The organism is Agromyces sp. NPDC055658 (assembly GCF_053618155.1).
Map to the genome: position 1 here is coordinate 1 of NZ_JBSHHD010000059.1, position 11,944 is coordinate 11,944.

At 72.6% G+C, this 11,944-nt stretch carries 10 protein-coding genes; 6 read left to right on the forward strand and 4 right to left on the reverse strand.

The annotated features are described in order from the left end of the window. Positions 1-37 precede the first annotated feature (37 nt). Positions 38-1,648: an MFS transporter gene (locus ACWGPE_RS17970; RefSeq protein ID WP_376930080.1), complete on the reverse strand. Its 1,611-nt coding sequence runs from the start codon at positions 1,646-1,648 to the stop codon at positions 38-40. A 186-nt stretch (positions 1,649-1,834) separates the two neighbouring features. Here ACWGPE_RS17970 and ACWGPE_RS17975 point away from each other — a divergent pair, with 186 nt between their 5' ends. From ACWGPE_RS17975 to ACWGPE_RS17985, 3 genes are read left to right on the forward strand one after another with little or no spacing between them, the layout of a single operon-like run. Then, complete coding sequence (locus ACWGPE_RS17975) at positions 1,835-2,977, forward strand: type III polyketide synthase (RefSeq protein WP_275507041.1); 1,143 nt, start codon at positions 1,835-1,837, stop codon at positions 2,975-2,977. A 7-nt stretch (positions 2,978-2,984) separates the two neighbouring features. Further along, a complete protein-coding gene (locus tag ACWGPE_RS17980) occupies positions 2,985-3,755 on the forward strand; it encodes a methyltransferase domain-containing protein (protein ID WP_452049195.1) in 771 nt (256 codons plus the stop codon). A gap of 19 nt (positions 3,756-3,774) precedes the next feature. Further along, the gene (locus tag ACWGPE_RS17985) at positions 3,775-4,905 is read left to right on the forward strand and encodes an FAD-dependent oxidoreductase (RefSeq protein WP_452049196.1); all 1,131 of its coding nucleotides are present in this window, start codon (positions 3,775-3,777) and stop codon (positions 4,903-4,905) included. Positions 4,906-4,918: 13 nt separating this feature from the next. Here the strand turns inward: ACWGPE_RS17985 and ACWGPE_RS17990 are convergent, their stop codons facing one another. After that, positions 4,919-5,359, reverse strand: a complete 441-nt coding sequence (locus ACWGPE_RS17990; protein ID WP_231429497.1) for a nitroreductase family deazaflavin-dependent oxidoreductase — start codon at positions 5,357-5,359, stop codon at positions 4,919-4,921. Between the two features lie 78 nt (positions 5,360-5,437). Between ACWGPE_RS17990 and ACWGPE_RS17995 the strand changes: the two genes are divergently transcribed. Then, a complete protein-coding gene (locus tag ACWGPE_RS17995; protein WP_231429498.1) occupies positions 5,438-6,322 on the forward strand; it encodes a LysR family transcriptional regulator in 885 nt (294 codons plus the stop codon). 60 nt (positions 6,323-6,382) lie between these two features. Here ACWGPE_RS17995 and ACWGPE_RS18000 read toward each other — a convergent pair whose 3' ends face one another. Together ACWGPE_RS18000 and ACWGPE_RS18005 are read right to left on the reverse strand one after the other, a co-directional pair. Then, positions 6,383-7,093 (reverse strand): type 1 glutamine amidotransferase domain-containing protein, encoded by a 711-nt coding sequence (locus ACWGPE_RS18000; protein ID WP_452049197.1) that lies wholly within the window; start codon positions 7,091-7,093, stop codon positions 6,383-6,385. A gap of 90 nt (positions 7,094-7,183) precedes the next feature. After that, complete coding sequence (locus ACWGPE_RS18005; protein WP_452049198.1) at positions 7,184-8,620, reverse strand: PucR family transcriptional regulator; 1,437 nt, start codon at positions 8,618-8,620, stop codon at positions 7,184-7,186. A gap of 136 nt (positions 8,621-8,756) precedes the next feature. On the opposite strand from ACWGPE_RS18005, the gene ACWGPE_RS18010 reads away from it, so the two are divergent. Continuing rightward, a complete protein-coding gene (locus ACWGPE_RS18010) occupies positions 8,757-9,854 on the forward strand; it encodes an alcohol dehydrogenase catalytic domain-containing protein (protein ID WP_231429502.1) in 1,098 nt (365 codons plus the stop codon). A 134-nt stretch (positions 9,855-9,988) separates the two neighbouring features. Further along, positions 9,989-11,362 carry an APC family permease gene (locus tag ACWGPE_RS18015; RefSeq protein WP_308191672.1) on the forward strand — a complete coding sequence of 458 codons (1,374 nt, stop codon included), beginning with the start codon at positions 9,989-9,991 and terminating at the stop codon, positions 11,360-11,362. The last annotated feature ends 582 nt before the right edge of the window (positions 11,363-11,944 follow it).

Consider the following 11,944-nt stretch of genomic DNA (forward strand, 5'->3'; position numbering starts at 1 on the left):
CCTGTGGCCCGCGGCATCCGTCGTGTTCGCCGCCGATTCAGGCGGACGTCAGCGCCGCCGTGTCGCGGCGGCCGGGCAGTCGGCGGGTCGCGGGGAGGGCGGCGAGCGCCGCCACCGCGCACGCGAGCATGCCGACCTTCACGCCCCAGAGCTGCGACGCCGCGTAGTGCTCGACGAGGTCGTCGACCTGTTCGGCCGGGTAGCCCGCCTCGAGGAGCGCCGCCTCCGCCTCCGCCGGGGTGACGTACTCGAGGCCCTGCGACACCTGGACGGTCGCCTGGTCGCGCACGGCCGACTCGAGGTCGGGATCGGCGGCGATGAGCCCGAGCACCGACGACGCGAGCGCCCCGACCATCAACGACCCGATGAGCGCGGTGCCGAGCGATGAGCCGAGGTTCTGCGCGGTGTACTGCAGGCCGCCGGCCTCGCTGCGGGCCTCCGACGGCACCGACGACTGCACGACGTTGCCGAGCTGCGACGCGAGCAGGCCTGCGCCGAGACCGACGAGCGCCATGCCGATGGCGAAGGGCGTCGTCGCGAGCACCGGCTCGATCGTCGCGATGATCACGAGGCAGGCGAGCACGATCGTGACGAGTCCCGTCCGGACGAGCGCGCGGGCGCCGAGCGCCCCGCCCAGGCGTGCGCCGATCGCGGCGGCGGCGAGCATCGCGATCGACGTCGGCAGCAGCCGGATGCCCGTCTGGAACGCGTCCATGCCCTGGGTGACCTGGAGGTAGAGCGGCACCGCGAAGAAGATGCCGAGCAGCACGAGGTTCTGCGCGAGCAGGCTCGCCAGCCCCGAGCGCAATGCGGGGATGCGGAGGTTGCGCACGTCGAGCAGGGGCACGCGTCCGCGAGCGGCGACCCTGCGCTCCCACGCGAAGAAGCCCCAGAGCACCAGGAGCCCGGTGCCGATCACGAACGGGGTGAGTGCGAAGCCGAACGGGGTGATCGGCGACTGGAGCGGCTGGAGCCAGCCCCAGGTGCCGCTCTGGAGGACGCCGATGACCACGAGCGCGAGCCCGAGCGCCGAGAGGAGCGCGCCGACGAGGTCGAGGCGGAATCGCTCGCGAACGTGGTCGTCGGTGATCCACCGGCTCACCGCGAGCACGAACACGACGAAGACGACCTCGCCGGCGAAGACCCAGCGCCAGGAGTACTCGGTGGTGAGCCAGCCGCCGAGGAGCGGGCCGATCGCGACGCCCGCGCCCGCGACCCCGCCGATGATGCCGTATGCGCGCGCCCGGGCCGGCCCTTCGTAGCTGCCGGCGACGAGTGCGGCCAGGGCGGGCAGCACGAGGGCCGCGCCGGCGCCCTCGATGAACGACCAGCCGACGATGAGCACCTCGACGGTCGGCGCGATCGCCGTCATGAGCGAGCCGACCGCGTAGATCACGAGCCCGATGCGGAAGATCCTGAGCCGGCCGAAGAGGTCGCCGATCTTGCCGCCCGTGAGCATGAGCGCGGCCATCACGAGGGCGTAGAGCGTGATCGCGAGCTGGATCGTCGACACGGTGGTGTCGAACTCCTCGACGAGCTGGCTGATCGAGACGCTCATCACCGAGCTGTCGAGCACCATGATGAACTGTGCGATCGCGAGCGGGATCACCGCGCGCGAGGCCTGCTTCGCCGCCGGTTCCGTGTCCATCGCATCCCCGCTCCGTGCGCCGTCGAACCGACCGCTGCGATCGTGACTGCATGATACGGCGGGCGGCCGGCGCGCGGATAGACCCGTATTGCGGGGACGGGACGACGACGCGCGGCGGACGGGGCGGCGGCGCGGGATCGGGACCACCCCTTGCCGTCCGCTCCCTCGACGACCCTACGATGGGGCATGACCGTCGCACTGCGAGGACTCTCCACCGCCGTCCCGCCGACCGTGCTCGTGCAGCCCGAGGTGCGCGACGTGTTCGCCGCGCAGCCCGGGCTGAACCGGCTCGCGCAGCGCATCATCACGACGAGCTTCGACGTCTCGGGCATCGAGACACGGCACACGGTGCTGAGCGAACTCAGTCGCGACGCGCACCCCGACGAACCCGTGTTCTTCGACATCGCGTCGGGCGAGCTGCTCTTCCCCGGCACGAAGGCGCGCAACGAGCTCTACGCCGAGTACGCGACCGGCCTCTACGTCGCCGCGGGTCGCGCCGCGATCGACGCGACGCCCGGCGTGGAGGCCGCCGACGTGACCCACGTCATCACGGTGAGCTGCACGGGCTTCTACGCGCCCGGGCCCGATTTCATGATCGCGCGCGAGCTCGGCCTCGACGCGGGCGTCGAGCGCTACCACCTCGGGTTCATGGGGTGCTACGCCGCAATCCCGGCCCTCCGGCTCGCCGCCCAGCTCTGCGAGGCGGATGCCTCGGCCGTCGTGCTCGTCGTCTCGGTCGAGCTCTGCACGCTGCACCTGCGATCGTCGAACGACCCCGACACGATCGTGGCGTCCTCGCTCTTCGCCGACGGCGCGGGGGCCGCCATCGTCACCGCCCGCGAACCCGAGCCCGGCGAGCGGGCATTCGCGCTCGACCGCTTCGCGACCCGCATCACCCCGACGGGTGAGGGCGACATGGCCTGGAAGATCGGCGACCACGGCTTCGAGATGGTGCTCTCGAACGCGATTCCCGCGATCATCGACGAGCACATCACGGGGGCGCTCGAACCGCTCTTCGCCCACGACGCGGCGCTCGCCGAGGCGCTCGAGACGGATGCCTCGGGGCAGGCGGTCGAGCACTGGGCCATCCACCCGGGCGGTCGCAGCATCCTCGACAAGGTCGAGGCGAGGCTCGTGCTGAGCGAGGCGCAGCTCGTGCCGGCGCGCGACACGCTGCGCGACTTCGGCAACATGTCGAGCGCGACCGTGTTGTTCGTGCTGCGCCGCATCCTCGACGGCGACGCCGCCGGCGGCGACCGGGTCGCGGCGATGGCGTTCGGTCCGGGACTCACGGTCGAGTCGGCGCTCATGACGGTGCTGCAGGCATGAGGGAGCGGTGCTGACCGTGCGGAAGGACGGCGGGCTCTGGCGGTCGCTCGGCTCGCGAGACGAGTCGGCCCGCGAGCTGATGGACGACCCCGGGTGCGACCCCGAGATGCTCGCCCGCACCTTCGAGCAGTTCCGGCTCGTGAACCGGGTGGTCTCCGGTGGCGGCTCGGTCTACCGCAACTGGATCCGGCCCCGTCTCTCACCGGTCTGGACGACCCGGCTCCTCGACGTCGGCACGGGCGCCGCCGACCTCCCGCGCCGGTGGCTCCGGCAGGCGTCGGCCGAGGGCATGCGGCTCGAGATCACCGCGATCGACCCCGACCCCCGCGCGCTCGCCGCGGCCAGGGCGGCCGCCGACGCCGACCCCGCGCCGGGGCTCGAACTGCTGGGCGTCACGACGGGCGAGCTCGCCGAGGCCGACCGTCACTTCGACCTCGTCATGTCGAACCACATGCTGCACCACCTCGACGGGCGGGAGTTCGGCTCGTTGCTCGCCGACTCCGAGCGTCTCGCCGAGCTCGGCGGAACCGTCGTGCACGGCGACATCGAGCGCAGCCGGTTCGCGTACGCGGCCTTCGCCGCCGGCACGCTGCCGTTCGCGGCGAACCTGCTGCGCGACTCGTACATCCGCGTCGACGGGTTGGCGTCCATCCGTCGCAGCCACACCGCGGCCGAGCTCGCCGCGGCGCTGCCGCCGGGCTGGCGGGTGCGCCGCGCCGCGCCGTCCCGGCTCGAGGTGATCTGGCAGGCGGATGCGGCGGGCCGCCCGCGTCACTGATCGAGCCGGAGGCGAACGGATGGGCGAGGTCGACGTCGTGGTGGTCGGCGGCGGCGCGGTCGGCCTCATGACCGCCTGCCTCGCGGCGTCGCGCGGGCTCGACGTGGTCGTGGTCGAACGGCGCCTCGAACGCTCGACGCGGCCGAAGGCGATCGGCGTCCACGCGCCGGGTGTCCTGGCGCTCGCAGAGGTCGGCGTGGCCGCCGGACTCGAGCGGCAGGGTGCGCGCATCACCGCGGGGGAGGTCGGATGCCTCGGGCGACGGCTCGGCCGCATGCGCTTCGCCGGAGCCTCTGCGGTGCTCTCGGTGCCCCAGCACGTCGTCGAGGCGGCGCTGGAACGGCGCCTCGGCGAGCTCGCGCCCGGGGCGATGCGCCGCGGCTCCGAGGCCGTGCGACTCGTGCCGGGCGCAGACGGCGTGGTCGCGCAGCTCGCCGACGGCGCGGAGATCACGGCGCGATGGGCGGTGGTCGCCGACGGCGTGCGCAGCTCCACGAGAGCGGACCTCGGCATCGCCTGGCGGCGCCGACCCGGCCGGGCCGTGTACGCGATGGCCGACGTGGCCGGGCCGGGCGATGAGGTGGCGCGGCTGTTCTTCGAGCCGGGAGGCGTGGTCGAGGCGTTGCCGCTGCCCGGCGGCCGCCGGTGGGTCGCCCACCTCGGACGCGCGACCGATCGCGGCGACCCGGTCGCCGCGTCGCGCTTCGCGGCGATCGTGCACGAGCGCGTGGGCGTGCGACTCGACGACCGGGCCGTCGAGCCGAGCACCTTCGAGGCGAGGCAGCACCTCGCCGGCCGGTTCGACCGCGGCCGGGTCGCACTCGCGGGCGACGCCGCGCACGAGGTGAGCCCGATCGGCGGGCAGGGCATGACGCTCGGGTTCCTCGACGCGCTCGCGCTCGGCGACGCCATCGGCGAGGCGGCCGCCGCCGAACGGCGGGGCGCCCCGATCGAGCACCCGTTCGCCGGTTACGGTCGTCGTCGTCGCCGCGCGGCCCGGCGGGCGTGCCGCCGCGCGCGCTTCAACATGGCGATGGGAGCTCCGGCACGAGGCATCCGGCTCGTCATGCGCAACAGCGCGGTGCGGCTGCTGGGGGTGCCGCCGATGCGGGGACTGCTCGCGCAGGTGTTCACGATGCGCGGGCTGTGACCGCGCGCCGGCGTCAGAGCACGACTCGGGTGAGCACGAAGACCGGGATCAGCCGGTCGGTCTTCGTCTGGTAGTTCGCGTAGTCGGGCCAGGTCTCGTTCGCGCGCGCCCACCACTCGTCGCGCTCGGCGCCCTCGACCTCGCGCGCGACGTAGTCGTGCTTCCGATCGCCGTCCTGCAGTTCGACCTCGGGGTGCGCCTTGAGGTTCCAGTACCACTGGGGCTGCTCGGGCGAGCCGCCCTTCGAGGCGACGACCGCGTACTCCCCGGCGTGCTCGACGCGCATGAGCGCGGTCTTGCGGAGCTTGCCGCTCTTCGCACCGCGGGTCGTGAGCACGATGATCGGCCGACCGCGCAGCGTGTTCGCTGCGGCGCCGTCGGACGCCTCGAACTTCTCGGCCTGCTTGCGGGCCCAATCGGAGGTGCTGGGTGCGTACTCGCCCTCGAGCGGCATGGAGGTCTCCTTCGTGTTCGATCTCCTCTCGACAACCGAGCCGGGGCCCGAGTTCTTCCCTGTGGCAGAATCGCCGCGATGGCGGCTCACGATCTCGAGCATCTGCGCACCTTCCTCACCGTGCTGCGGGCGGGGTCGGTGAGCGAGGGCGCCCGCCTGCTCGGCCTCTCCCAGGCCACCGCGAGCGCACACGTGCAGGCGCTCGAGCAACGACTCGGCACCGCCCTGTTCGAGCGGACGCACGGCGGGGTCGTGCCGACGCCGCGGGCGGTGGCGCTCGGCCGCCGCATCGCCGGACACCTCGATGCGCTCGACGACGTGCTGGCGCCCGCCGTCGCCGGCGATGCGGTGACGATCGACCTCGGCGGCGCGGCCGAGTTCCTCGGCGAAGTCGTCGCGCCGAACATCGACCGGCTCGCCGACGCCTCGTCCGTGCGCGTCCGGATGCGGTTCGGACTCGCGGAACCGCTGCTCGACGAACTGCGCGCGGGTCGCCTCGACCTCGTCGTGAGCTCGGTGCGCCCGGCGCAGCGCGGCCTCAGCGCGGCCCCGCTCGTCGACGAGGAGTTCGTGCTCGTCGCGGCGCCGGCGTTCCGCCCGGCCGGACTGCTCGCCGAGGCGGCGCTCGCCGAGATCCCGGTGCTCGCGTACGGCGAGGAGTTGCCGATCGTGCGCCGGTACTGGCGGTCGGTGTTCGGTCATCGGCCCGACGAGCTCCGCGTGCGCGCCGTGCTGCCCGACCTCCGGGCGATCCGAGCCGCCCTCGTCGCCGGCGCCGGGATGTCGGTGCTCCCGACCTACCTCGTCGCCCACGAGCTCGCCGAGGGCGAGCTCGTGGTGCTGCACGAGCCCGAGTTCGCCCCGCTCAACACGCTCTACGTCGTGACGCGCGCGGGAGAGCTCGAGCGGCGCGAGCCGCTGCGGTCGATCGCGGCCGCGCTCCGCGAGATCTCGGCCGGCTGAACCTCCGATGCGTTCGGGTTTCGGGCTTCGGGACGCCGGTGGGCACCGGCGCCGACGGGTTCAGGCCGCGCGCTCACCGAGGGCCTCGAGCAGGGCGCCGGCGACCGCCTCGCTCGACTGGGGGTTCTGCCCCGTGATCAGGTTGCCGTCGCGCACGACGTGACTCGACCAGGCGGCACCGCCTTCGACGTGCGCGCCGCGCTCGGCCAGCGCCGATGCGACGAACCACGGGGTACCCGCACCGAGCCCGCCGGTGCGTTCCTCCTCGTCGGTGAACACGGTGAGGGCCCGGCCGGCGAAGGCGAACCCGCCGTCGGCGAGCGTCGCGCTGAGCAGGGCCGCCGGACCGTGGCAGAACGGCGCGATGAGCACGCCGGCGCGGTCGGCCGCGACGAGGGCGGCGCCGACGGCGGGGTCGTGCGCGAGGTCGACCATCGGACCGTGGCCGCCCGGCAGCACGAGCGCGTCGTAGGCGGCGGCGTCGAGGTCGCCGATCGCCGCCGGTGCGGCGAGCTCCGCGGCGATCGACTCGAGGTAGCCCTGGAACTCCTCGACCTTGGCGGCGTCGCCCACGATCTCCGGCGACAGCGAACCGGGGTCGACGGGCGCCGGGGCGCCGCCGGGCGTCGCGAGCGTGACCTCGGCTCCCGCCGCGGTGAGCGCGCGGTGGGCGACGACGAGTTCCTCCGCCCAGAATCCGGTCGGGTGGGTGCTGCCGTCGGCGAGCTCGATCGCGTCGGCGGCGGTGACGATCATGAGGATGCTGGTCATGGGGTTCCTTTCGACGCCGACGAGTCTCCCTCCGAGGCATCCCCCGCCGGCATCGGAATTCCGATGGCGGGCATCGCCTGGCGCGCTGGCTCAGCGCTCGAGCGCCCGCAGGGCGAGCCACGCGGCGGCGCGATCGTCGGGGCTCGACAGCGACAGCCCCGACCGTTCCTCGATGCGGGCCAGCCTGGAGGCGAGCGTCTGCCGGTGCACGCCGAGGGTGGCGGCCGTCGTGCCGAGGGCGCCGTGCTCGGCGAGGTAGACGCGCAGGGTCTGCAGCAGCTCGCCGTGGGCGCCGTCGTCGTCGCGCAGGCCGTCGAGCAGTTCGCCGATGCGCGCCGTCCCGTCGCCGTCGAGTCGTTCGAGGACGTACGCCACGGTGGGCAGGGACCGGTACCGAACGACCGTGCGGGCATCGGCGACGGCGGCCTCGTGCGCCTGCCGTGCCTCGCCCGCGCTGCGGGCGAGGCCGTCGCCGGGAGCCGACGAGCCCAGGCCGAGGCGCAGCACGGCGCGGCCGTCGAGTGCGAACTCGTCGACGCGGCGGGCGAACGCCTCGACGTGGTCGTCGCGCAGGAATCCCAGCACGCGCTCGTGCGCCTCGGTCACGACGTGCACGGCGCCGAGTTCGTCGAGCCACCGCGTCACGAGCCGTTCGAGGTCGACGGCCTTCGAGCGGCTCGAGAGGGCGAACGCCGTCAGGCTGCGTTCGCGCACCCCCCACCGCCCGAGCAGCGCGGATGCCTCCGCACCGCCCGCGAGCAGGGTGTCGACCATGACCGCACGGCCGAGGCGTTCGGTGCCCGTCTGGTCGTGGGTGCGCAGCACGAGGTCGAGCAGGGCGGCGACCTGCGACGCGAGGTCGCGGCTCCGGCTCGTCGAGCCTTCGCGCGAGGCGATGACGAGGTGGGCGGTGAGGTCCTCGCCGGGCCCGACCGGGTGCACCTGCAGTCCTGGATGGCGCACCCGCACCGGCCGATTGAACGCGACCGCGATCGCATCCTGCACGTGCAGCCCGCCGGCGCCCGCGGTGGTGATCACTTGGCCGTGCACGTCGACGAGCACCGCCCAGCCGTCGATGCGATGCGCGAGCTCGGCGATCACGGCCTTCGCTCCGCCCCGGCGGGCGACCTGCGTGAGCACCTTCGTGCCGGTCGTCACGAGCCGGTCCTCGGCTGCCTGGTCGGTGGCCAGCAGCGCGACGAGCGTCGGGAGCAGGGCGTCGGGCGGCGTCGTCGCGCCGACGATCGCCGTCGCATCGGCGTTCGCGACGGCTGCGCGCAGCTCTGCGGTGTCGCCGGTCGTCACGAGCACGGCGGCCGCGAGCTCGGCGGCCCGGTCGTCGCCCGCACCGATTGCGGCGGCGAGCTCGCCCGGCCGGCCGACGACGAGGGTGGCGAAGGCCGGATGGCCCACGACGGCGAAGTCGGCGAGCGGCACCGCGGAGTCGACGGGCACCGACTCGTCGAGACGCCCGGCCACGAGTTCGGCACCGACGTGCGCTGCGATGGAGTCGAGTCGGCGCGCCACGACTCGATTGTACGAAATGTCGATCAGCTCACGCTCGACTCACACTTCTTCGCAATGACGTGAGTGGGGCGGCCTGCCTACCATCGCCATGCCCGGGCACGAGATCCCGCCCGGACGAGCGATCCGAAGGAGCATCATGAAAGCCATCGTCTTCCGTCAGCCGGAGACGCCGATCGAGGTCGCCGAGGTCGACCTCGCCGCCCCGAAGGCCGGCGAGGTCCGCGTGAAGATCGCCGCGGCCGGGGTCTGCCACTCCGACCTGCACGTGAAGCGAGGGGAGTGGGACGCCCCGGCACCGCTCGTCATGGGGCACGAGGGCTCGGGCGTGGTCGTCGAGCTGGGCGAGGGCGTCACCTCGCTCGCCGTCGGCGACCACGTCGTGCTCAGCTGGGTGCCGCCCTGCGGCGAGTGCCGGTACTGCCGTTCGGGCCACGAGGCCCGCTGCCAGAAGGTGGCGACGGTCGTCGCACCCAAGGGCGTGCTCTTCGACGGCACGTCGCGCCTCGAGCAGGCCGGCCAGCCGGTGCACCACTACCTCGGGGTCTCGTCGTTCGCCGAGGAGGTCGTCGTGCCGGCATCCGGTGCCGTGAAGGTGCGCGACGACGCCCCGCTCGACGTCATCGCCGTCGTCGGCTGCGCCGTCGCCACCGGCGTCGGTGCCGTGCTCAACACCGCCGCCGTCGAGCCCGGGGCGACCGTCGCCGTCATCGGCTGCGGCGGCGTCGGCCTCAATGTCGTGCAGGGCGCGAAGCTCGCGGGCGCCGAGCGCATCATCGCGATCGACGTGCTGCCCGAGAAGACGCAACTCGCCCTGCAGTTCGGCGCCACCGACCGCATCGATGCCTCGCAGGCCGACGCGGTCGAGCAGCTCTTCGAGCTCGTCCCCGACGGGGTCGACTACGCCTTCGACGCCATCGGCCGGACCGTGACCACCGAGCAGGCCATCCGCATGCTCGGTCTCGGCGGAGCGGCGGTCATCGTGGGCCTCCCGCCGACCGGTGCGAAGGCCTCGTTCGAACCGCTCGTGCTCGCCGAGGCCGACCAGCGCATCCTCGGCTCGAACTACGGTTCGGTGCGCCCCTCGATCGACATCCCCGCGCTCGTCGACCGATACATGGACGGCCAGCTGAAGCTCGACCCGCTCATCTCGGCGCGCCGCCCGCTCGCCGAGGCCGCCGAGGCGTTCGACGAGCTCGAATCCGGCGAGGCGCTGCGCACGCTGCTCATCCCGTAGCACCCGACGTCCCACCCGTTCCGACGCACCCCCACCCACCGCCCCGACTCATTGGAGAGTTGCCCATGTCAGCCCCCACCCAGACCGGCGCCCCCGCGTCGGCCCCCGTCGACGCCGGCCTCCGCCGCGGCGTCATGAGCGGGCCCGAGCTCGCCGCCCAGGCCATCGCCAACATCGCACCGAGCGCGGTCATCGCGTTCACCGCTGCCGGCATCTACATCGGCGCCGGCAACGGCACGATGCTCTCGTTCGTGCTCGCCACCCTGGTGATCCTCGCGGTCGGCTACTGCGTCGCCGTCTTCGCGAAGCGCCACGCCTCGGCCGGGTCGCTGTACACCTACGTCGCGAAGGGCCTCGGCCCGTTCGGCGCCTACCTCGCCGGTATCGCGCTGCTCGTCGGTTGCTGGGGCATCGCCGCGGGTTCGCTCGGCGGCGCGGTCTCGTACATGAACCAGTTCCTCGTGCTCATCGGCATTCCCGCAGAGGGCCTCGGCTGGTCGATGGCGCTCGCCGTCGTGCTCGGCGGACTCGCCACGCTCTTCACGATCCGCGGCATCCGGCTGTCCGCGCGGGTCTCGCTCGTGCTCGAGCTCGTCTCGGTCACGATCATCCTGATCCTGCTCATCCTCGCGCTCGCCTGGGCCGGGCCGGCGGCGTGGGACCCGGCGCAGTTCTCGCTCGACGGGGTGCCCTTCCAGGGCGTCGCCGCGGGCATGGTGCTCGGCATCCTCGGCTTCGTCGGGTTCTCGTCGGCCGATGCGCTCGGCCGCGAGGCGAAGAACCCGTACACCGCCATCCCCCGGGCGATCATGTGGAGCGCGGTCACGGTCGGCATCCTCTACGTGTTCTCCGCGTACACGCAGATCGCGATCCTCGGCGAGGACCTCGCCACGGTGGCGAGCCCGCTCGAGGCCATCGCGACGCAGATCGGCATGCCGACGTGGTTCGCCCCGATCCTCACCTTCGGCGTCGGCGCGTCGTTCTTCGCCGTCGTCGTGGCCCCGCTGAACGTCGTCGGGCGCATCATCTACGTCATGGGCAAGGAGGGGGTCGTCGCCGAGCGATTCGGCCGCACCCACGACACGCACCTGACCCCGCACCGCGTGCTGCTCATCGCGGGCCCCGCGGCGATCGCGCTCGATCTCGTGCTGCTCGCGATCGGCGTGAACCCGATGGACATCGTCGTCTGGGTCGACACCTACGGCACCTACGGGTACATGGTGGCGTACGCGCTCGTCGCGATCGCCTGCGTCGCGTACACGCGCCGCGAGAAGATGCGCAACGGCCTCGTGTGGTTCTGCGCCGTCGTCTCGGTCGGTGCGATGGCGTACGTGTTCTTCGCGAACGTGTGGCCCGTGCCGGCGTGGCCGCTCAACGTGATCCCGTACCTGTTCCTCATCACGATGATCGCAGCGATCGCCTGGTACCTGCACCTCGCCAAGCGTCGGCCCGAGGTCATCGCCAACATCGGCAACACCGAGACGGACGCGCTCGAGGGCGTCGGCTAGACACCGCTGCGACCATCCGACGGCGCCCCTCCGACCAGGAGGGGCGCCGTCGACGCGTCTCCGGCACGCAGCCGGCTGCGGGCGCGGCGACCGCGGCGGAGCCGTGCGTCGCCCGAGGCGCGATGACGGGTGGATGTCGCGCCCGGATGCCGCCGGCCCGGCCATGCCGGACGGGCGCGACACGCCCGGGATGCACGGCCGATTTGTCGCATCGGGACCCTGCCGCGTAGATTCTTTCTTGTCGCCACGGCGGAGCGGAAAGCGAGAAGCAGACCGGCCGCGAAGACGATGATCTTAGCCAAATAACCTCGAAGGCGCAGTATTGCGACTCGGTGATTTCAAGCCTAAGATGAAACCTCACCTCAATTGATGTCACGGCCTCCGGGTTGGTGACTCGAACGCATGTGATCCGATCGTGTATCGGAGGCCGGCGAAGAGGTGGTATGGTTGACAGGTTGCCCTGAGGGCAGGTCGAGAGACTGAAACTCGGGTGCGTCCGTTCCTTGAGAACTCAACAGCGTGCACTATGTTCAATGCCAATTTATTGAACCCCAGCCGGTCTTTGGATCGGTGGGATTCCTT

Coding starts and splice junctions, on each gene's coding strand:
- ACWGPE_RS17970 (WP_376930080.1), bottom strand. CDS start 1,648: ATGGACACGGAACCGGCGGCGAAGCAGGCCTCGCGCGCGGTGATCCCG.
- ACWGPE_RS17975 (WP_275507041.1), top strand. CDS start 1,835: ATGACCGTCGCACTGCGAGGACTCTCCACCGCCGTCCCGCCGACCGTG.
- ACWGPE_RS17985 (WP_452049196.1), top strand. CDS start 3,775: ATGGGCGAGGTCGACGTCGTGGTGGTCGGCGGCGGCGCGGTCGGCCTC.
- ACWGPE_RS17990 (WP_231429497.1), bottom strand. CDS start 5,359: ATGCCGCTCGAGGGCGAGTACGCACCCAGCACCTCCGATTGGGCCCGC.
- ACWGPE_RS17995 (WP_231429498.1), top strand. CDS start 5,438: ATGGCGGCTCACGATCTCGAGCATCTGCGCACCTTCCTCACCGTGCTG.
- ACWGPE_RS18000 (WP_452049197.1), bottom strand. CDS start 7,093: ATGACCAGCATCCTCATGATCGTCACCGCCGCCGACGCGATCGAGCTC.
- ACWGPE_RS18010 (WP_231429502.1), top strand. CDS start 8,757: ATGAAAGCCATCGTCTTCCGTCAGCCGGAGACGCCGATCGAGGTCGCC.
- ACWGPE_RS18015 (WP_308191672.1), top strand. CDS start 9,989: ATGAGCGGGCCCGAGCTCGCCGCCCAGGCCATCGCCAACATCGCACCG.